Consider the following 19,638-nt stretch of genomic DNA (forward strand, 5'->3'; position numbering starts at 1 on the left):
ATATACACAACTCCCTCCTGTCATGATTTAAAGCCTGTATATACATACTTACGCTCGCTTTTATTCATTTTTAATCTTAGTCCACTCCGCAATTAATTTTTTGCGTTCATCTTTTGTTCCGAAAGTAAATAATGCAATAAATACTAATAAAAATATTACCAGAAATACAACAAAAGCAATTGTCTCCCATGTTAATAAAGTCTTGGGGTACTTCGAAATAAACACAAGCGTTGAGGAAACAGCAATAGATAAAAATACAATTGCCATGGATCTGTTATATCCTATTCTTCGTTTTGAGAAAGACATTTTTCCGATCTCATTTTCCCATACACTATCATGATAAACAGCCAAAAATGCCGCAGCCCGCAACTGAAATAATTCAAATATCTTATTGACATGCATGGTGATAGATAAAATTAACAATGGAAATATTGACACGATCTGCCAGGATAATTCCAGAATTTCATCTTTTTTGAGACTAAGCATATATCCCGTATAACCGATAACAACGGTAATCGTGATTTGAGAGAATGTTATTCTTTTGTCTTGCCATTTCAGGATCTCATCCCGCAAGGACGAATATTCCTTTTCCATTAGATTTTTTTCCATTTTTATTTAAAGGTTTAAGGTTTAGTCCATCAAACTTAGCTACAATTTACCCATACCTCGCATGATGTCAAAAAATAAAAAAAGCCCCGCATAAAAATGCAGGGCTTCACCAATCAAAAAAATTAACCATTAAACCTTATCCTATGCAGTGATATGGGTAAAGAGTTTTAGAATGGGTAAAAAAGTGGCTCATTCCCGTGTAATTTCAGGTAAACCCACTATTTGAGAAAGTCGGCATTCGTCCTTTTTATTCTGAGCCATACCACTGTCACCGTTTCACCTACCAGCTACAAACGACCGCAGCAACTTTTACCTTGCGCATCATACACCTACCTGGGTCGTATCTATCATTTAATCAGCACAAGCGTTCCGGCAATGATCAGGATCGCTCCTGTAATAGTCTTCCAGTCTACAGACTCTTTAAGCACGATCACAGATAGACCGATAGCAATGGCCACACTCAATTTGTCGATAGGAGCAACTTTCGACACCGGGCCGGTTTCAAGCGCCTTGAAATAAAAGATCCACGAAAGCCCGGTAGCAATACCTGATAGCACCAGGAAAATAAGATGGTGGCGGGTAATTATTTTTACATCCTTCCATTGTCCCAGAGCCAGCACAATACCCCAGGCTATAAACAATACGACAGTAGTACGGATGGCAGTAGCTATGTTACCGTTGATGCCTTTAAGGCCCAATTTAGCAAGTATGGCCGTAATGCCGGCAAATAGCGCCGAAAGTAACGCATAATACTTCCACATAGGGAGAACGATTAAATATTTTACTTAGACTTCCCATTTATAACCAGAACCATACAGCGTTTTTAAATAGTTGTCGCAACCGGCTTCCTGCAACTTCTTCTTTAGGTTTTTGATATGCACATACACGAAATCATAACTGTCCATCATCGTAGCCATTTCGCCGGAAAGATGTTCTGCCAGGGCGCTCTTTGAGATAACTTTATTTTTGTTACTGATAAAATATAAAAGCAGGTTAAATTCTTTGCGTGTAAAAATAGCAGGGTGATCATTAATGTGGACGGTCTGCGCCTGTAGGTTTATTTTTAGCTCATTCAACTCAATGATATTGGTACTTCCTGATTGCTTTCGCCGGATAACAGAATAGATGCGGGCTGCTAATTCCGACAGGTGAAAAGGTTTGATAAGATAATCATCGGCGCCCAGCTGGAGACCTTTGATCTTATCTTCCAGCGAGTCTTTGGCAGAAATGATAATAACACCATCCTGCTTATGCAATTGCTTCAGTTCTTCCAGGATCCTCATGCCGTCACCTCCCGGCAGCATGAGGTCCAGCAATATACAGTCATACTCATGCATGGCAACTTTATCCATCGCTTCTTTAAAAGATGTCACAAACGAACATATATAATGCTCATCAGAAAGATAGGCTCCAATACTGCGTGCCAGCGTTTCCTCGTCCTCGATGATCAGGATATTCATTTGCAAACATTATAAATCAATTTTAAATAAAATCTGAAGCCCTGTGCATTTCGTATTTTCTTGTTAATGACAGGTTAATGCATTGGCTTGTAAACGATACGGGTATAAAGGCAGTCCTCAAAATCCAGTTTTTCAACAGAATTAGGCTGCACATTCGATGTTTGACTAAACATAATTCGATAATGAAGGGTTTCTCCCGGAACAGATTTTCACTCGTTTGGTTTTTGCTGTTATCTTTCCTTGTTATATCATTTGCTACCCGCCTTGCTTTATTGTTGAGTACGCCCGCTGCAGGAATCACAATGGACCGGGGTGGGGGAGCTTTTTTGATTGGCTTTCTATATGACCTCACAGTGGCGTTTTTCATTGTAGTGCCATTCATACTGCAGATCTGGCTGCGCAATGATTTTATTTACCGGAAACGTGCCATGCCTTTTGTAATTATTTTATTCGCTGCTATTATTTTGTTATTGTTGTTTACAGATATCGTCCCCAAAGATTTTAGCCGTGAACTTCATACTGCATTGATTATATATATAGCATTTCGATTGGTCATTTACATAGTACTCTTCTTTCTTCCCTATCACTTTCGTACTCGATGGAGACAAGGCATATTGTACGTAGCCTTTTTTCTATCCATTTTTATACTCCTGTTCAATGCCCTGAGCGAATGGTTTTTCTGGCAGGAGTTTTCGACACGTTACAACTTTATTGCAGTCGACTACCTCGTATACACAACAGAAGTATTGGGCAATATTGCTGAATCTTATCCCCTTAAGTCGATCATTGTAGCCGTATTATTAGTAACCTTGATAGTCGTATACCTGGGCAGACAGAGTGTACAAAACAGCGTTGTAAAGCCGATGCCTGTCTTCAGGCGGTCTGCTGTCGCCATCGGATTATTGTTACTTCCGGTACTTGCCTGGTACTCCGTAAAGGAGAAATGGCGTCATTTCAGTTATAATGAATATGCGAATTCTTTGGCCGGCAACGGCCTTTTTGAGTTTGCAATTGCCTTTAGTCAGAATGAGTTGGACTTTTATAAATTCTATCGCACCATCGATGATGCCGCCAGCTTCCGGATCGTAAGGCAGCAGTTACAAGCTCCTCACAGTCGGTTTATGAACAACGACCCTTACAGCGTTGAAAGACTGATTGCTTATGACCAGCCGGAACAAAAATTAAACGTGGTGATGATCAGTGTTGAAAGCCTGAGCGCAAGTTTCATGCAGGCTTTCGGAGGCACTGAAAACATAACGCCTTATCTCGATTCCCTGGCCTCGCACAGCATCTTCTTTACAAACCTGTATTCATCAGGCACAAGAACTGTTCGGGGGTTGGAAGCACTGACCCTTTCTATACCCCCAACACCAGGACAGAGCATAGTCAAAAGACCGGATAACAGCCACCTCTTTTCGTTGGGAACTGTATTTCGTTCCAAAGGATATACAACCCAATACCTGTACGGTGGGTACAGCTATTTCGACAACATGAAAACCTTTTTTGGCAATAATGGATATGATGTTATAGACAGATCGGCAATACCTGCCGATAAAGTACACTACCAGAATATTTGGGGAGTAGCCGATGAAGACCTGTTTATGTTGGCCTTACATGTCCTGGATTCCAATTATCAGATGCGCAAGCCTTTCTTTTCACATATCATGACTGTTAGCAATCACAGGCCCTATACGTATCCCGAAGGTAGGATTGATATACCACCTTCCAGGCAGATAAGGCAGGGAGCAGTAAAATATACTGATTATGCCATCAACAAATTTTTAAAAGAAGCACACGCTAAACCTTGGTTCGATAGTACCCTTTTTGTGATTGTGGCCGACCATTGTGCAGGTAGTGCAGGAAGTGTGGAGCTACCCGTAACGGGATATCATATTCCCATGCTTATTTATGCACCTCGGATCATAACACCAAAAAAAGTAACCAAGCTGATGGCCCAGATCGATGTGGCGCCTACTATTCTTGGATTACTGAACTTTGATTATAAGTCTAAATTCTTCGGACAAGACATATTTGCGATCACAGAAGAAAAGCAAAGAGCTTTTATCAGCACTTACCAGGGATTGGGGTATTTGCGCAACGGTCGCTTAGTCATTCAATCTCCGGTAAAAAGAGTAAATGCCTATACCCCTGATTTTTCAACCGGAAATGCAGTGCCCGTTACACTGGATGATACCTTGGCAAATGAAGCAATTGCCTGGTACCAAAGCATTAGCTGGCTGTTGAAACATAAAAAGCAATCAGAATAATCCTATGCTCATGGAAACGTTTAAAATATTGAAAGCGGTAGAAACTACAGTGGAAGAGCTGTTCATAAAAAATGAAAGACCTTATTTGCTATATCATAATAGCAAACACACGCATACTGTGGTAAGACGTGCAAAGGGAATTGCTGATTTTTATTCCTTGGATAAGGAGCGCTCATTCATTTTATTGGTGGCAGCCTGGTACCACGATACAGGCCATTTGTTGGGTAATATGCAGCAGCATGAAGAACTGGGCGCCCGGCTTATGCGTATGTTTTTGGGAGATAAGATAGAGGATCAAATGCTCAATGATATCCATAAATGCATTATGGCTACAAAGATGGATACACAACCGGTTTCCCTCGTAGAACAGATACTCTGTGATGCGGATACTTACCACCTTGGAACACCCGAATTCAGGGAAACAGACCCGCTCGTATGGAAAGAACTGGAACTAAGGACCGGAAAAACGATTGATAAACAGTCAGAACGGTCACTGCACTTTTTAGAAAGCCATTCTTTCTTTACCCCTTATTGTCAGGGCCTGCTCAATGCCGGTAAAATGGATAACATCCAATGGCTGAAAGCAAAAATTGATTAAGGAGTAATATTGTTCAGGTCATTGCTGCCCTCTTTTTCCTTTTTGAATTCCAGCAAGCCGAATTTCCAGGTAAAATTGATCCCCACCGACCGGAAAGGTATCTTACGAACACTCGTAGTGGTAAAATTAGGGCCATAGATCTCCAGCCGTTGCTGCACATATTCGTTAAATGGATTGATGGCCGTGAGCGCCAGACTTGCCTTCTTGTTCCAAAACTGTTTCCGAACGGCAAAACTATAAGTAGTGAAAGAAGGATATTTACCCTGCACTTCGTTTCTGGCAGAATTGAAATTGCCAAAAAACTCAGCAGCCAGCAGACTGGTAAATTGATAAGTGGCATTCAGGTTTACCCGGCAATTGAAGCTGGTGCGGCTGTTGCCGGCATCGATGGCATTGATGATCTTCCGGTGAAACATAGAAATATTAGTTCTGAAGCTGAGTTTAGAGCCCGCGTGCAGGTCCGAAAAAATATTAAGCCCCGTATTATTTTCGGTGCCGATATTTTCACGCGTACTCACCGATACGTTGTTATAAACAGAGTCCCCCACCTGCAGAGAAGAATAGTATTTCACATACGGTTGGATATCCTGACTGTTGTGACGGTAAAACGTCGTCACCATAAACGAACCGAGATGATGCAGGTCCTTACTGTAACTCAGTTCAACACGTTGCCCCAGTTCCGGCAACAGATAAGGATTACCCGCCGTGATATTCTTGGGGTCACTGGTATTGATAAAAGGATTTAAGTCCCCATAGTCGGGCCGTTCGATCCTTTTGGAATAACTCAGCTTCACCACATCATCTTCTCCCAACTTCCTGGATAGGAAAATGGAAGGCACCAGTGTGTTATAGCCAGGCGTTTTTGCCTGCTGTTGAGCATTCGAGTAATAAGAAGAAATGACTGTACGCTCATACCGGCTGCCCAGCTTTACATCAAAAAGACTCCCCACAGGAAAAGTTACCTCTGCATAGGCCGCATACACTTTCAGGTGGTAAGTCAGGCTATTCGATAAGGAGCTGTCATAAAGGTATATTTTGTCCTGTGGCCTGTAGCCTTGAACAGACGCGTCACTGCTGATGTCCAGAAAAGTCGTTTTAAGGCCGGTGCCCACGATCACTTTTTCCGATAGGGGATGCGTGTAGTCGAGCGCCACCTGCGTCTCATTTTCTTTGCCGGGATTGGAATTGCGTACACCATAATAAAGAGAACCCGCTGGTAGCAACGCCTGCTCATTGCTGGAGTGTAAGTTCGAACGGCCCATGCTGGTGTTTACTGAAAATTCCAGCTCCTGGTCTTCCCGGTTGAAGGTCCTTTTATAATTGAAAGCCGCATCCACGTTGTGCGAACGATTGGTGCTGTTGGTATTATTGAGACTCAATACCTTCGATAACGTATTACCTGCATAGTCTGTGGTGGATTGCGATTGGTTGATGAAACCATAGTTATCATTACCAAAAACATTATAGTTGAGAGAGGCGGTAAAATTGTTATGCTTTTTATACGTCCAGTCCAGGCCAATCCCGGATTCTATACCATGCCTTTTTACCCGGGTGGTGCCGTCCTGTGCCAATACCCCGGTAGTCTTACTAAAAGTATCGGCAGAGTTGCGTTCATTCGTGTAAGGAGTACTCACTGCCAGCCGCGCATTGCCACTTACAAAAGCATTGAACCCAAAATTCTTATTACGTGCATTGAAATTGAAAGAACCATTCTCGATCCGTGTGCCGGCAGTCAGCGAAAGATTGCCATTGATACCCTTTGCTGTATTCTGCTTCAAAATGATATTGATGATTCCCCCAAGACCCTGGGCATCATATTTGGCGCCTGGGTTGGTGATTACCTCGATACTTTTGATCTGGCTGGCTGGTATCGATTGCAATACATCCGCAATACTACTCCCAAATGCAGTAGAAGGTTTACCATTAATAAGGAACCGGATGCTCGAATTGCCGGCCAGTTGTACATTCCCATCCACATCTACTGAAACCTGCGGCACTTTTTTCAATATATCCGTTGCCACGCCCCCCTGTGAAGTAAGGTCCCTTTCGGCATTAAATACCATTTTATCGATCTTGTTGTCGATCAGCTTTGCCTGAGCCGTCACAGTTACAGATTGGAGGCTCTTTTGGTCGGTGGAAAGCCTGATGATGGTAAGATCGGTAATTTCGTTTTTGGCAATGCGCAGACGGGGAACTTCAAAAGATTTATACCCGATAAACTCGATGAGTAATTTATAACTGCCGGTATCGAGACCGGTTACACTAAACTGTCCATTCCTATCCGTTGTTGTTCCGGTTAAGGTCTTTCCGGTAGTGATATCAAATACGGTGATGGTTGCATATTCCAGTGGAGTAGAACTGGCCGATTCTATCACCTTTCCAACGATCTTTCCATTTCCTTTCCCGGCAGTCTCCTGTTGTGCATATAGGGTAGTGCACAACAACAGTAGAAAGGCAACAACTGATTTTCTCATTCGGTTGAATTTATTTGCAACAAACCTATAAGGCGAATCTGAAAACTTCCTGGATTCCGGCGCTATTCGTTTGAATCAGTTGCAGGATTTATGGGACAAAAGAAATGGTAAATACATGACGTTGAGCAATAAAGGCATAGTTGATTTGCATCTTTTCCCGTTCGCATATTTCCTTTACTATAGATAAGCCAAGCCCATTACTGCTATTATACTGTTCTTCTTTATAAAATCGCCTGAAAAGCCGCTTGTCGTCCAGCGGTTTGAGTTGCCCGGTATTTTCAATAGAAAGGCAATTCTCCTTCAGTACTATCCGGATACTGCCACCCTTTAGATTGTGTTTACCGGCATTACTCAATAAGTTATTCAAGAGAATATCTACCAGAGCAGGGTTAGAGTGAAGAATAGTGTCCTCCAGGGTAGTATCGAGAGAAATATCGATGCCAGACCATAATTCCTGCAATTGGCCGATCTTTTCTTCCAGCTTCTCGCGGAGGTTGATGGATTCCACTTCTGGAAATTGATTATTTTCTATTTTGGTAAGTAAAAGAAGCGATTGGTTCAAACGGCTCAGTTTTGTAATAGCGCCATAGGTATTCGTAAGCAATTCCGTTTGCCGGGCCGATAAACTTTCATCCTGTATCAACAGATCGAGCCTGGACCGGATGATTGCCAACGGCGTTTGAAATTCGTGCGACGCGTTTTCCGTAAACTCTTTGAGTAGATGATATTCCTGTTGCGCATTTTTTATAGTGTGGCTAAGATTGTCCTTTAAAAAAGCAAATTCATCGATATCCGTAACGGGCAAAGCCAGATTATTGCTGTGACTTATCTTGAATGACCGTAGCGCTGCTATCATTTCGTAAAAAGGACGCCAAAGCTTTTTTAAGAGCAGGCGGTTCAGTAAGATCGAAATAAGTATGATCAGCAGGAGCGTAAGAACAGTAATGGCCACAATAGCACGTAAAAGCACGCGCGTCCCTTCTACGGCAATCGCAATATGCAAGATATAGGTTTGGCTGCCTATAGGCTGACTGTAAGTAAGCTGCCTGAAATCCCGCAGGTGCTTTTCTTCGGGATCGATCATACTTACCTGCCTGATGTAACTTTTGGTGCTGCCAGCTCCGGCAGTGTAGGAAATAACGAATTCATCCAGGTCCCGGAAAGAAGGGAGCTTTCCATTGATCTTCACAAAACGTTCGATTTTCTCTTTCTTGTCATACAACACTTCGTCAAGCTCATGAATAAGTACAAACCTGAGTAAAAAATAATAAGCAACGCTCGACAACAGAAAAATCACCACCATAAAAGATAAATTGATCCTGTTGTACCGGGAAAAAAGTTTCATGAGCAGCTTATTATGAGTTGACGATGAACTTGTACCCCATGCCATACACTGCTTTGATATGTTCCTGGGTACCGTGGGCGGTCAGTTTTTTGCGTAGGTTTTTTATATGCGAATAAAGAAAATCATATTGACCGGTAGTATCATAATCGTCACCCCACAGATGCTCCACGATCGCCTCTTTGGTAACGACCCTGTTCTTGTTGCTGATGAAATACAGAAGCAGTTCATATTCCTTGCGGGTTAGCACAACAGGTTCTCCTGCTACTTCCAATGTTCTCGATTCCAGGTTAAGCGTTATATTTTCGAACCGGAGGATGTTGTTACCGCCAAACGATTTTCGACGGATGATGGCCGCTACCCGTGCCCCAAGTTCCGATAAATGGAATGGCTTGGCAAGGTAATCGTCTGCACCCGTTTGTAATCCTTTTACTTTGTCGTCTACAGAAGATTTAGCGCTGATAATAAGCACACCTTCATCACTTTTATTTTTTTTCAATTGTTCAAGCAATTGCAAACCACTGCCATTGGGAAGCGTAATATCCAGAATGATACAAGAGTACTCATACGATTCTGTTTTTTCCAATGCAGTATAAAAGTTATACGCAGCTTCACAGGTATAGTGCCTGTCTTCCAGGTAGGTGCAGATGCTTTTAGATAGCTCCCTTTCGTCCTCTATTACCAGTATCTTCATTAGTTTAAGAATATAAAATAACCCTGTGATTCTAAAGAAAAACTGAAGCTGTAGCAATAGAAACCCCGCGCCCATTGAAGACGCGGGGTAGAGGGTCATAAGAGAATGGATTAATCCTTATCCTTTTCTTTGGCTTTTTCCTTTTCCACCTTCACAAATTTTCCATCTTTGTCAAAGATTACATCCGATTCATTTACTTCAGCTTCGTAAGTCACTTCACCGGTTGCTTTTGTAATCTTCGCTGCTTCCTTGATCTTCGCGCCTTTGAAATGCTCTTTAATGTAAGTGCTGGCAGCCGCAGGTAGCATTGCTGCTTCAATTTCTTCCTCCGATTCTTTCAATGTACCGGTTGCGCTGTATACGGCAGACATTTCCTTCTTTGCGTGCACAAAGTTCACTTCAAAATCGCCTTCCTCTTTTTCCCACTTCACTTTGATTGCACCAGGATATGCTTTTTGGAAGGCTGCCAGGGCAGCTGCAGGCGGCTTATCATTCTTTTCTTTTTTCTCCTGAGCAAACGTCGTTGCGGCCAGTAATAATACTGTAGCTGATAAAAGATAGTGTTTCATATAGAATCATTTATTGAGCATAAAACTAAAAACCGATTCTGGAGAATTTTTGGAGAGAGGCAGCTCAATCACTGGTAGCTCCTTTTGGATTCGGTTTCTTATTAAGTAGTAAACAGTTACAAAGAAATCCAGAATTCCTACAGAATCTGGTTTTTAATTCGCAGCCGCAACCTTGTTCTGCGTACAAAGAATTACATGCAAGGATGTCACTGCGTAGTGGCGTCCAATTTTCGTTTATATATACTATTAAAATAAAAAAATAACACTTCCAAATTATTGGTTTGAATTTCCGGATATCGATACATGTTTTACTGATATCGAAAATCAAGTACATGGCTCTCATACTTCCTTTGCAGGAAAATAAACAACAAATGATGAAGAGAAGATTATTAAGTTTCACGTCGATCATTATGTGCGCTATTGCTATTACTTCTTGCAAGAAAGATAATGATACGCCCGGTTATACAGTCCCCACTACCTACACTTTCGATAATGTAGAATACGCAGAAGCGTCCGGACGGGTAAGCATGTGGCTTGGATTCACAGCGTGGCTTGGCCGGTCAACAGGCCGCGAGTTGAGCCAGGACTCTGCCAACTATTTATGGAATAATACAAACAATGCTTTTACTGCAGAGAATGCATCCAACCTGCCGTTTTCGGTAAGTGCGATCAACGCCCTTGGTTTCAATCTTTCTTCTAAAACGGCTGATGCGGTTAACTTCAAACAGTGGATCGATTCAATGGTAAAAGTGAGCAAGTCATACCAGGCTTCAGCTTCCAATGGTGTAGCTGGTAAAGTAGGTTCACGTCTTGTAAACTATACAGGCGTTGAGTTCAATCAGTTGGTTGCCAAAGGCATGATGGGCGCTTTGCAATTGAGCCAGGTCATCACTTACCTCGATAAAACTAAAACAGACGACAATAATACTGTTGTGACCGGTAAGGGCACCGCCATGCAGCATGATTGGGATCTCGCATTCGGCTATGTGGGTATCCCTGTCGATTACGATTCCTCAAAGGTTTATGCCAGCACAGAATCAAACAGGCCATTAGCTATTGGAGGTTATTTCCGTGAGCGTGGCCGTTACATCCAGTCCGGGGGTAAGGTTTATGAAGCATTCCGCAAAGGCCGTGCTGCTATTAATGCCAAAGATTATAAGGGCCGCGATGAGGCTATTGCTATCATCAAATCTAATCTGGAAAAAACGATTGCGGCTTCTGCCTGGGAGTATGCAGCTCTGCCACAAGGGTCTCCTGACCTCGCTGTGAAATTCCACGCGCTTTCCGAGTGCTATGGCTTTCTGCTGGCGCTGAAATACCGCTCTGCCGACAGTCCATTATCTGCGGCCAACTATCAGACAATGGTGGATATTTTGAAATCAAATTACTATGAACTGTCGGCTGATGCTACCAACGCCAAACTGAAACAGGTACAATCTATCCTGACGGCAGCATACGGAAAGCTACAGCCGTAATAAAAATAAGGGATCAACAAGTTCACATAGTCAGTTATTTTTAGCAAAGCAAGTGACCGGATCTACATTCGGCACTTGCTTTCAATATTTTACGACGACATTAGAATCGTATTAGAACAAACAACTTTTTACTTCCAAAAGAAAACAGAATCGGATCAGAGTTTTGGTACATGAGCAATAAAATAGTAGCAACTTTTCTTTTGGGATGCTTGTTGATGTCTGGCAATATTGTCCATGCCCAGGTAACGGATAGCTTGCACTTGACGCAAGTCAAAAAAGAATTCCAGGTAAGACAATTATATATACCACTGGCGCTCATCTCCAGTGGTATTTTATTAAATGGAAATGGTGAGGAGTCCTTAAAAATGGAAATCAAGGAAGAAAGGAATGAACATTTACTTTCCTTCAAAACCCGGTTGGACAACTACCTGCAATTCTCCCCGATAGCAATAGCCTACGCATTAGATGCTGCAGGCATACGTTCGAAGACAGATTTGCTGAACCGGTCAGTGATCCTCCTGAAAGGCGAAGCCTTTATGTTGGCAGCTACGTATGCGGGTAAAACATTATCCCATCAGCTACGGCCGGATGGTTCCAGCTTCTCTTCCTTCCCCTCAGGCCACACAGCCCAGGCCTTCGCTGCTGCTACCTTTTTAAGTGAAGAATACAAACACCGGTTTAAATGGATGCCTTATGCCGCTTACACACTGGCAAGTGCAGTAGGAGGGATGAGGATCGCCAACAATAAACATTATATAAGCGATGTACTGGCCGGAGCCGGATTAGGGTTCCTTTCTATGAAACTCTCTTATTGGACACACCAGTATAAATGGGGACACCACCAAAGCAAACCAACAACAATACTATTTTAAAATACAAGCCCCAATGGCTGAAGAGAGAGACCCTTGGGAGATAGGATGGCATAAATAAAGTTGAAATGAAAATATTGCGCTCACAACGATTGAAAATGGTTGCCTGCTGCCTGGCAGGATGCTGGCTCGCAGCTTGTTCCGGCGCCCGGTATGTCGATAGGAAATCCGTTTCCGAGAAAGTAGCAGCCAATACAGGACATACCCTTGCCGAACAAAAGACCACAGGGAAATTCGATCTCCCGCCCGATGTAAACCTGCAGGATGGTATCGGTGAGTCGGAAGCAGTGAGCCTCGCCTTATGGAATAATGCCCAGTTTCAGGCAGACCTCGTAGATCTTCAACTGGCCAGTGCCGACATTACCACCGCAAAAATTATACAGAATCCGCTGCTAAGGTACCTTGCGCCCAACGGAAGTATTCTTCCCTCAGGCTATATCAATTTCGCCATCGATTTTATCTGGCAGCGACCCGCGCGGATAGCCACGGCCAAACTAAATGCAGAACGTGTACGCGATAGCATGGTGCAGAAAGGATTTACCCTTATTCGCGATGCCCAGCTGGCCTATACCGACCTATTGCTGGCGCAGCAGCGGTTGGCCATCACAAAAGACAATACAGGCACCCGGGCAGAGATCAATCGGTTGGCCAATGCCCGATTACGCAATGGTGATATCAGCGAACTGGAAGCTGCTACTTCAAAAGCCGACTCTGCCAGCGCAGCTGATGATCTGATACGCGCCCAATTAGCACTGTTATCTTCAAGAGTTCAACTCAACTACCTCTTAGGCATAATGCCTGCTGATACAGTCATTACCCTGCAACCTCTTGACGCAGATACATTGGGAGCTAAAATGAATAAGGCAGCATATATTGAATTAGCGTTGGCCTACCGGCCCGATATCCAGGCCGCCAAAACAAGTATAGCCGCAGCAGGAAAAAATTTGGGATGGGAACAGTCAAAGATCATTTCATTTACCGCCACATTGAACTTTCAATACCTCTCCAATACAGGTGGCGATGGTAGCAAAGAATGGATACCCAATGCCGGCAACCCCGGCTTTCAGGCAGAGATCCCAATCTTCAATCGCAACCAGGGCAATATCCAAAAAGCAAAAGCGGCCCTGGAGAAATCATCGTTACAATACTATGCAGTACTGCAAAAAGCATTGGCCGAAGTAGTACAAGCCTGGAACCAATATGAACAAACTTATCAAAGCTACCAGCTTTGGAGTAGCAATGCATTACCTCCCCTCGCAACGGCTGTCGATCTGGCTAAGCGTACCTACGAGCGGGGCGATATATCCTACCTGCCTGTATTGGAAGCCATTCGTCAATTACAAAATGGACAACTACGCAAAGCAGAGATCACAGCCCAGCTACGCAGGTCCATCAGCTCACTTAACTATTCAATAGGCCAAAAAATAAAGTAATGAATATGTACACCTATATTTATTTGCATGCATTGGCGATCGCATGCCTCGGCATGACGGCATGCGGTTCAAAAGCGGCTCCTCCGAAGCCGGTAGCGCCGGTTGCGCAAACCAAACCGGTAAAAGAAACCACCCTCAATACCCTTACCCTCACAGCTGATGCCTACAAGCGGTTGGGCATTGTAGTGATCAACGTGGGTGAAGGAAATACAGCATCGGGCCGCGTATACAGCGGTGAGCTAATGACCATCCCCGGCGGCACGGTCACCATCACTGCCCCGGTAGCAGGCACTTTACTGAGCGCTGCCGGAAGTACAGCACTGCAAGCCGGTCAGGTGGTTTCAAAAGGCAAACAGATATACCGCTTATTGATCCTGCCCTCGGAAAAAGACCTGCTGAGCGCCCGGGAAGATGTTGCACAAAAACAAGTACAATATGAAGTGGTGACCCAAAAGGTAGACCGCGCAAAAAAATTACTGGAAGAGAAAGCAGGAAGCTTACGCGCTGTACAGGAAGCCGAAGCTGAGCTGGCAGGCATACAGGCCACGCTGAATGTGGCCAGGGCAAGATTAGAATTACTCAAAGGCAATGCATCAGCCAGCCTTGCCAATAGCTTGTCTACGTTGGATATCGAAGCCCCCGTTACAGGGCGCATACAGCGCGTGTTTAGCACACCTTCACAGGTGGTCGCAGCAGCGGCACCCATTGCGGAGATCGCTGCCACCAATGCATTGTGGGTGCGGGTGCCTGTTTATGCAGGCGATGTGGACCGCGTTGAAAAAGGCAAACCCGCCACCGTTCAATTAGTTAATGATTTCGGAGGAGCTAAAGAAACATTTACAGCCAACCAGGTACAAGGCCCGCAAACGGCAGACCCCCTCAATACCTCGGTAGACCTATATTATGGAATTTCCAATACAGACAATCGCTTCAGGCCCGGCGAGCGCGTGAGCGTTGATATTCCCTTCAAAGGCAAATCCACAGGTCTTGTTATTCCCTTTTCTGCTATCGCATATGATATACATGGCAATTCCTGGGTATACCAGCAAACCGATTCACTGTCCTTTGAACGCAAGCGGGTAGAAATAGAACGCGTAGAAGATAAAATGGCGGTCATTAAACGTGGATTGAAAGGAGGAGAAAAGATTGTAACGATAGGCACTGCCGAATTGTTCGGAACCGAATTTGGAGGAGGTAAATAATGAAAAAACTATTATCCCTTTCCTTGCAACTGCGGCTGGTAGTGGTAGTTGTAATGGGCCTGTTACTCGTAGTAGGTAGCCGCGTTATACAAAATGCCTCATATGATGTATTTCCCGAGTTTGCCCCGCCATACGTGGAAATACAGGTAGAAGCGCCAGGTCTGTCTACGGCTGAAACGGAGGCGCTGATCGCCGTGCCCATCGAAAATGCCTTAAACGGCATCCCCTGGTCCATACACCTGAAGTCGAAATCAGTATTGGGACTTGCTTCAATACGTGTAGAATTTGAGAACGGAACAGATATAATCAAGGCACGGCAATTGGTGCAGGAACGCATCGGGCGCGTCGCAGCCCAGCTTCCTGCCGTTGCCCGTCCGCCTGTAATGTTGCAACCGCTTTCCACCACAAGCCGCGTGTTGAAAATTGGGGTCAGTTCTGATAAGCTGTCACAAATGGACATGACAACACAGGTACGGTGGACTTTACGACCGCGTCTGATGGCAGTGCCGGGCGTTGCCAACGTAGCCATCTGGGGGCAAAGAGATCGGCAGCTACAGGTAAGAGTAATTCCTGAAAAATTGTTCGCGCACAACCTCACATTGAATCAGGTAATAGCAGCAGTTACCGATGCAGCCCGTCAATTCGGTGGAGGGTTCATTGATATGCCCAATCAACGCATCGCGATCTCTAATATCCCACACATCTACGCCGCAGAAGACCTGGCAAAGATTACTTTGCCTTCCAAGAACGGTACCCCCATTCCGCTTGGTGAGGTTGCCGAAGTATTGGAAGGATTTCCCGCACCGATAGGCGATGCGGTGATCAATGATAAAGAAGGATTGTTGCTCATCGTTGAAAAGCAGCCACAGGCAAATACCTTGGAAGTAACCCACAACGTAGAGAAAGTATTGGAAGAAATGAAGCCGGGATTCGCTGATATGCAATTCGATTCCACGATCTTCCGTCCGGCTACGTTCATTGAAATGTCTTTACACAACCTCAATAAAGCATTGTTGATCGGATGCGTGTTGGTGATCATTGTATTATTCTTCTTTTTGAACGATTGGCGCACAGCCTTGATCAGCGTACTGGCAATTCCCCTGTCTTTGCTCATCGCAATGATGATATTACACTACCAGGGGGGCACTATCAACACCATGGTATTGGCAGGATTGGTAATTGCCCTGGGAGAAGTAGTGGACGATGCCATCATCGACGTGGAGAACATAGTCCGGCGGTTGCGGTTGAATAGTATGCTGGAAAATCCCTTGCCGGCATATCAGGTAGTATTGCATGCTTCCCTCGAAGTACGCAGTGCGGTAGTGTACGGCAGTATAATAGTAGCCCTGGTATTGATGCCGGTATTTTTTCTGCCCGGTATTTCTGGTGCCTTTTTTCAGCCACTCGCTTTATCTTACATCCTGACTATTTTGGCTTCCCTGTTTGTTGCCCTTACGCTCACACCTGCATTATCATTGTTGCTATTGCCTAAAAAATATGGCGCGCATGCGACATCCCGTACCGGTAAGCCTGTCAAAGAACCTAAGTTGGTCTTGTGGCTCAAGCCCCGTTATGAAAGAGTTTTACAAGCCCTGCTTAATAAGCCTCGGCGCGTGTTCGCCATCACAGGTCTGCTGTTGATATTAGGGATCGCTTCGGTACCATTTTTAGGAGAAGAGTTTTTGCCCCATTTCAAAGAATACGATTTCCTGATGCACTGGGTCGAAAAGCCGGGCACCTCTTTAGAAGCATCAAAGCGTATTACAGTGCAGGTAAGTAAAGAATTGAGAGCGATTCCGGGCGTACGCAATTTTGGCGCTCACATCGGAAGAGCCGAAGTGGCCGATGAAGTAGTAGGCCCCAACTTTACGGAGAATTGGATTAGCATAAGCCAGGATGTACCGTACGATTCTACGATTGCACGCATCCAGCAAGTGGTTGATGGTTATCCGGGATTATACCGGGATGTGCTTACCTACCTGCGCGAAAGAGTAAAAGAAGTTTTGACGGGCACAAGCGCCAGCATCGTAGTGCGCATCTATGGATCAGACCTGGCAGTACTGGAAGCAAAAGCAAAAGAGGTCAATGCAGCGCTGGCTTCAGTGCCGGGCATTGCTGATTTGAAAGTACAGCCACAAACATTGGTGCCCCAACTCGCCGTAAAATACAATCCTCAAAAAGCTGCTCGGTTTGGCATCAATGCCACAGATATGCGCAGAACGATCAACGCACTGATCAACGGCTTGAAAGTAGGAGAGATTTATGAAGACCAAAAGATATTTGATGTGGTAGTGTGGGGAACAGCCCGCCAGCGAAATGATATAGAAGCAGTACCGCACCTGCTTGTTGACATTCCGACCGGCGGCAGAGCGCCATTGAAAGATCTGGCAGATGTATTCATATCACCAACTCCCAATGAGATCACACGCGAGTCGGCTTCCAGGAGAATAGATGTTACCTGCAATACCAAAGACGTTGCATTGGGCACTGTGGCAAAGGATATCGAAAACAGGCTAAAAAATATTTCATTCGCACCAGGTTACCACCCCGAGATATTGGGAGAATACGCCGAACGACAAGCTTCCCAGCGCGCCCTCAACACACTGGCCATTATTTCTGTGCTGGGCATATTCCTGTTGCTGTATGCAGATTTTAAATCCTACCGCACGGCTTTCCTCATCCTGCTGAGCCTGCCGGTTGCACTGTTGGGATGCATAGTGGCGGCCTGGATGTCAGGCGGCATCCTGTCGCTGGGATCGTTGGTAGGGTTCGTCACAGTACTGGGTATCGCAGCCCGCAATGCGATCATGCTTATCAGCCATTACCGTCACTTGGAAACAGAAGAAAATGAACCATACAGTTTGAAAATGGTAATGCAGGGAGCTGTCGAGCGCATGAGCCCTATCCTCATGACTGCGTTGGCCGCTGCACTGGCACTGGTGCCAATAGCAGTCACCGGTAATAAGCCCGGACAGGAGATCGAATATCCTATGGCCATTGTTATCCTCGGAGGGTTGACGACCTCGACAATGTTGAACCTGTTCGTGCTACCGGTCATTTACTGGCGCTTTGGGAAATCTAAAAAAGTTCATTGAATTACACACTAATAACATCTTATCGAAACCTCGCAGGAGTAACACCAAACTCTTTCTTGAAGGCATGTGTAAAATGAGAAACATAAGAATAGCCAAATTTGGAAGCCACTTCAGCGATGGACTGACCATCCTGTAGTGCTTCCAGAGCGGCCTGCATGTTTTTTTCCTGGAAGTACCGGAACATCGTCTTGCCATAGGTTGCTTTGAAAGCTTGCTTTAGCGTTGTTTCATTGGTGCCCAGTTGTTGCGCCAGCCCGATTACAGTAAACTCCTTCTTACCCTTATTACTGTCAATATATTTTTTTGCCAGAATAGCCAGCTTATTATGTTTCGCAGGCAAAGCAGGGGCAAGAACAGGCGCCTGTAATTGCGCTAAAAAGAGCGCCACCAGTTCCAGCGCCCTTGCTTCAAAAATAAGCTGCTGAAAAACAACAGGCTTTCGCGAAAAAAGAACAATACTGTTAAGCACCTGCACAAGTCCTGTTGACAGGCGCAAAGGTTTAGCAGCCGCCAGCAGGCCCTTACGTATACTGGTAAGATTGAAAAGGTCACCCCATTCCTTTGCCTCGGTGCCAGTCAGAGAAGTCAGATATTCTTTCCTGAGCCTGATTTCGATAAACTCCACCTCTGAAGCATCGTCCCAGGTAAGATGAGTGGGATTATTGGTGCGGTATAAAATATTGCCCCTGTTCCTGGTTAAAAAAGGATCGGAAAGAACACTGCCACCCATCGTAAGTGTGGCCCGGGAACCCATCGTGCAAAAAAATAAAGAAACGGGGAAGTCACCGTTCACGGTCCAGCTTGATGCTGAAGTCGCCTTAAAACGTACATAATACAACTCGAAATTAGGGTGGGAGGCCAGAGGGACGGCCGTAATTTTCATCGTGCGAATAAAAACAGCAATTCTAAATTCTTTCTGAAGAAATAGATGTAGGTAGCCTGACATACTTGTGTCAGCGTTGTTACTTGACCATTATCCACGCCGGCGAATGGTCACTGGCCTTCGGCCATTCGCGTACATGCTTGTCTACACCGCCACGCTGCAGGCGCCCGGCCACTTCGTACAGCAACAGTACGCTGTTAACCTATCAACTTTTGAACATATCAACAAAACGAAAAAGCCCCGCATAAAAATGCAGGGCGACACTAATCAAATTCGTTAACCATTAAACCTTATCCTTTCTATTATAACAGATAAAACGTCCTGCTGTACTATACAATTCGAAAATTTATTTTTAATGATCAACATAGATAAGCAAAGATGCCTGTCACAGTCCACAAATAACCTTCCGCCCAATCCTTATAATCCAATAATCCCGGTTCAGACGGCATAAAAAAGCCCGGATGCCAACCGGGCTAAATCACTGTTTGATCTGAATCTATATGGAAAACGCAATGTTGAAGCACATACTTATAGAGAATTGTTCATGCAAAGCACAACATTGTACCAACTGGCACAAATACAATTTTGCAACCAATAATGCTACTAAAATAAAACACGAAAAAATCAAATCAGAGCAGAATAAAAGAAGCTACTAACGCTGTATAACA

The 19,638-nt window shown here is 44.6% G+C and carries 15 protein-coding genes; 7 read left to right on the plus strand and 8 right to left on the minus strand.

Features of this window, described 5'->3' with window-relative positions; all coding sequences use genetic code 11:
• Positions 1-60 precede the first annotated feature (60 nt).
• The 3 genes from AC5JBY_RS16495 to AC5JBY_RS16505 all read right to left on the minus strand — a co-directional run bounded on the left by AC5JBY_RS16495 (position 61) and on the right by AC5JBY_RS16505 (position 2,069).
• Positions 61-609 (minus strand): hypothetical protein, encoded by a 549-nt coding sequence (locus tag AC5JBY_RS16495; RefSeq protein WP_495905721.1) that lies wholly within the window; start codon positions 607-609, stop codon positions 61-63.
• 347 nt (positions 610-956) lie between these two features.
• Positions 957-1,370 (minus strand): EamA family transporter, encoded by a 414-nt coding sequence (locus AC5JBY_RS16500; protein WP_495905722.1) that lies wholly within the window; start codon positions 1,368-1,370, stop codon positions 957-959.
• 24 nt (positions 1,371-1,394) lie between these two features.
• On the minus strand, positions 1,395-2,069 hold the full coding sequence (locus tag AC5JBY_RS16505; RefSeq protein WP_495905723.1) for a response regulator transcription factor: 675 nt from the start codon (positions 2,067-2,069) through the stop codon (positions 1,395-1,397).
• A 182-nt stretch (positions 2,070-2,251) separates the two neighbouring features.
• Here AC5JBY_RS16505 and AC5JBY_RS16510 point away from each other — a divergent pair, with 182 nt between their 5' ends.
• The gene (locus AC5JBY_RS16510) at positions 2,252-4,336 is read left to right on the plus strand and encodes an LTA synthase family protein (protein WP_495905724.1); all 2,085 of its coding nucleotides are present in this window, start codon (positions 2,252-2,254) and stop codon (positions 4,334-4,336) included.
• 10 nt (positions 4,337-4,346) lie between these two features.
• Complete coding sequence (locus tag AC5JBY_RS16515) at positions 4,347-4,934, plus strand: HD domain-containing protein (protein ID WP_495905725.1); 588 nt, start codon at positions 4,347-4,349, stop codon at positions 4,932-4,934.
• Here the strand turns inward: AC5JBY_RS16515 and AC5JBY_RS16520 are convergent.
• The 4 genes from AC5JBY_RS16520 to AC5JBY_RS16535 all read right to left on the minus strand — a co-directional run bounded on the left by AC5JBY_RS16520 (position 4,931) and on the right by AC5JBY_RS16535 (position 10,013).
• Complete coding sequence (locus AC5JBY_RS16520; RefSeq protein ID WP_495905726.1) at positions 4,931-7,408, minus strand: TonB-dependent receptor domain-containing protein; 2,478 nt, start codon at positions 7,406-7,408, stop codon at positions 4,931-4,933. The two genes, AC5JBY_RS16515 and AC5JBY_RS16520, sit on opposite strands and share 4 nt — an antisense overlap.
• A gap of 88 nt (positions 7,409-7,496) precedes the next feature.
• A complete protein-coding gene (locus tag AC5JBY_RS16525; protein WP_495905727.1) occupies positions 7,497-8,753 on the minus strand; it encodes a sensor histidine kinase in 1,257 nt (418 codons plus the stop codon).
• Positions 8,754-8,763: 10 nt separating this feature from the next.
• Positions 8,764-9,444, minus strand: a complete 681-nt coding sequence (locus tag AC5JBY_RS16530; protein WP_495905728.1) for a response regulator transcription factor — start codon at positions 9,442-9,444, stop codon at positions 8,764-8,766.
• A gap of 110 nt (positions 9,445-9,554) precedes the next feature.
• Positions 9,555-10,013 (minus strand): PepSY-like domain-containing protein, encoded by a 459-nt coding sequence (locus AC5JBY_RS16535; RefSeq protein ID WP_495905729.1) that lies wholly within the window; start codon positions 10,011-10,013, stop codon positions 9,555-9,557.
• Positions 10,014-10,345: 332 nt separating this feature from the next.
• On the opposite strand from AC5JBY_RS16535, the gene AC5JBY_RS16540 reads away from it, so the two are divergent.
• The 5 genes from AC5JBY_RS16540 to AC5JBY_RS16560 all read left to right on the plus strand — a co-directional run bounded on the left by AC5JBY_RS16540 (position 10,346) and on the right by AC5JBY_RS16560 (position 18,087).
• Complete coding sequence (locus tag AC5JBY_RS16540) at positions 10,346-11,488, plus strand: DUF4856 domain-containing protein (protein ID WP_495905730.1); 1,143 nt, start codon at positions 10,346-10,348, stop codon at positions 11,486-11,488.
• 260 nt (positions 11,489-11,748) lie between these two features.
• Positions 11,749-12,360 (plus strand): phosphatase PAP2 family protein, encoded by a 612-nt coding sequence (locus AC5JBY_RS16545; RefSeq protein WP_495905731.1) that lies wholly within the window; start codon positions 11,749-11,751, stop codon positions 12,358-12,360.
• 65 nt (positions 12,361-12,425) lie between these two features.
• Entirely contained in the window at positions 12,426-13,790 is a 1,365-nt protein-coding gene (locus AC5JBY_RS16550; RefSeq protein WP_495905732.1) for a TolC family protein, read from the plus strand.
• Positions 13,791-13,795: 5 nt separating this feature from the next.
• Positions 13,796-14,992 (plus strand): efflux RND transporter periplasmic adaptor subunit, encoded by a 1,197-nt coding sequence (locus AC5JBY_RS16555; RefSeq protein ID WP_495905733.1) that lies wholly within the window; start codon positions 13,796-13,798, stop codon positions 14,990-14,992.
• Positions 14,992-18,087 carry an efflux RND transporter permease subunit gene (locus AC5JBY_RS16560; protein ID WP_495905734.1) on the plus strand — a complete coding sequence of 1,032 codons (3,096 nt, stop codon included), beginning with the start codon at positions 14,992-14,994 and terminating at the stop codon, positions 18,085-18,087. The genes AC5JBY_RS16555 and AC5JBY_RS16560 overlap by 1 nt, the downstream gene beginning before the upstream one ends.
• A 19-nt stretch (positions 18,088-18,106) precedes the next feature.
• On the opposite strand, the gene AC5JBY_RS16565 is transcribed toward AC5JBY_RS16560, so the two are convergent.
• Positions 18,107-18,970: a helix-turn-helix domain-containing protein gene (locus tag AC5JBY_RS16565; RefSeq protein WP_495905735.1), complete on the minus strand. Its 864-nt coding sequence runs from the start codon at positions 18,968-18,970 to the stop codon at positions 18,107-18,109.
• Positions 18,971-19,638: the final 668 nt, after the last annotated feature.

This window comes from Paraflavitalea sp. (assembly GCF_059502485.1).

Coding starts and splice junctions, on each gene's coding strand:
- AC5JBY_RS16495 (WP_495905721.1), bottom strand. CDS start 609: ATGGAAAAAAATCTAATGGAAAAGGAATATTCGTCCTTGCGGGATGAG.
- AC5JBY_RS16500 (WP_495905722.1), bottom strand. CDS start 1,370: ATGTGGAAGTATTATGCGTTACTTTCGGCGCTATTTGCCGGCATTACG.
- AC5JBY_RS16505 (WP_495905723.1), bottom strand. CDS start 2,069: ATGAATATCCTGATCATCGAGGACGAGGAAACGCTGGCACGCAGTATT.
- AC5JBY_RS16510 (WP_495905724.1), top strand. CDS start 2,252: ATGAAGGGTTTCTCCCGGAACAGATTTTCACTCGTTTGGTTTTTGCTG.
- AC5JBY_RS16515 (WP_495905725.1), top strand. CDS start 4,347: ATGGAAACGTTTAAAATATTGAAAGCGGTAGAAACTACAGTGGAAGAG.
- AC5JBY_RS16520 (WP_495905726.1), bottom strand. CDS start 7,408: ATGAGAAAATCAGTTGTTGCCTTTCTACTGTTGTTGTGCACTACCCTA.
- AC5JBY_RS16525 (WP_495905727.1), bottom strand. CDS start 8,753: ATGAAACTTTTTTCCCGGTACAACAGGATCAATTTATCTTTTATGGTG.
- AC5JBY_RS16530 (WP_495905728.1), bottom strand. CDS start 9,444: ATGAAGATACTGGTAATAGAGGACGAAAGGGAGCTATCTAAAAGCATC.
- AC5JBY_RS16535 (WP_495905729.1), bottom strand. CDS start 10,013: ATGAAACACTATCTTTTATCAGCTACAGTATTATTACTGGCCGCAACG.
- AC5JBY_RS16540 (WP_495905730.1), top strand. CDS start 10,346: ATGGCTCTCATACTTCCTTTGCAGGAAAATAAACAACAAATGATGAAG.
- AC5JBY_RS16550 (WP_495905732.1), top strand. CDS start 12,426: ATGAAAATATTGCGCTCACAACGATTGAAAATGGTTGCCTGCTGCCTG.
- AC5JBY_RS16555 (WP_495905733.1), top strand. CDS start 13,796: ATGTACACCTATATTTATTTGCATGCATTGGCGATCGCATGCCTCGGC.
- AC5JBY_RS16560 (WP_495905734.1), top strand. CDS start 14,992: ATGAAAAAACTATTATCCCTTTCCTTGCAACTGCGGCTGGTAGTGGTA.
- AC5JBY_RS16565 (WP_495905735.1), bottom strand. CDS start 18,970: ATGAAAATTACGGCCGTCCCTCTGGCCTCCCACCCTAATTTCGAGTTG.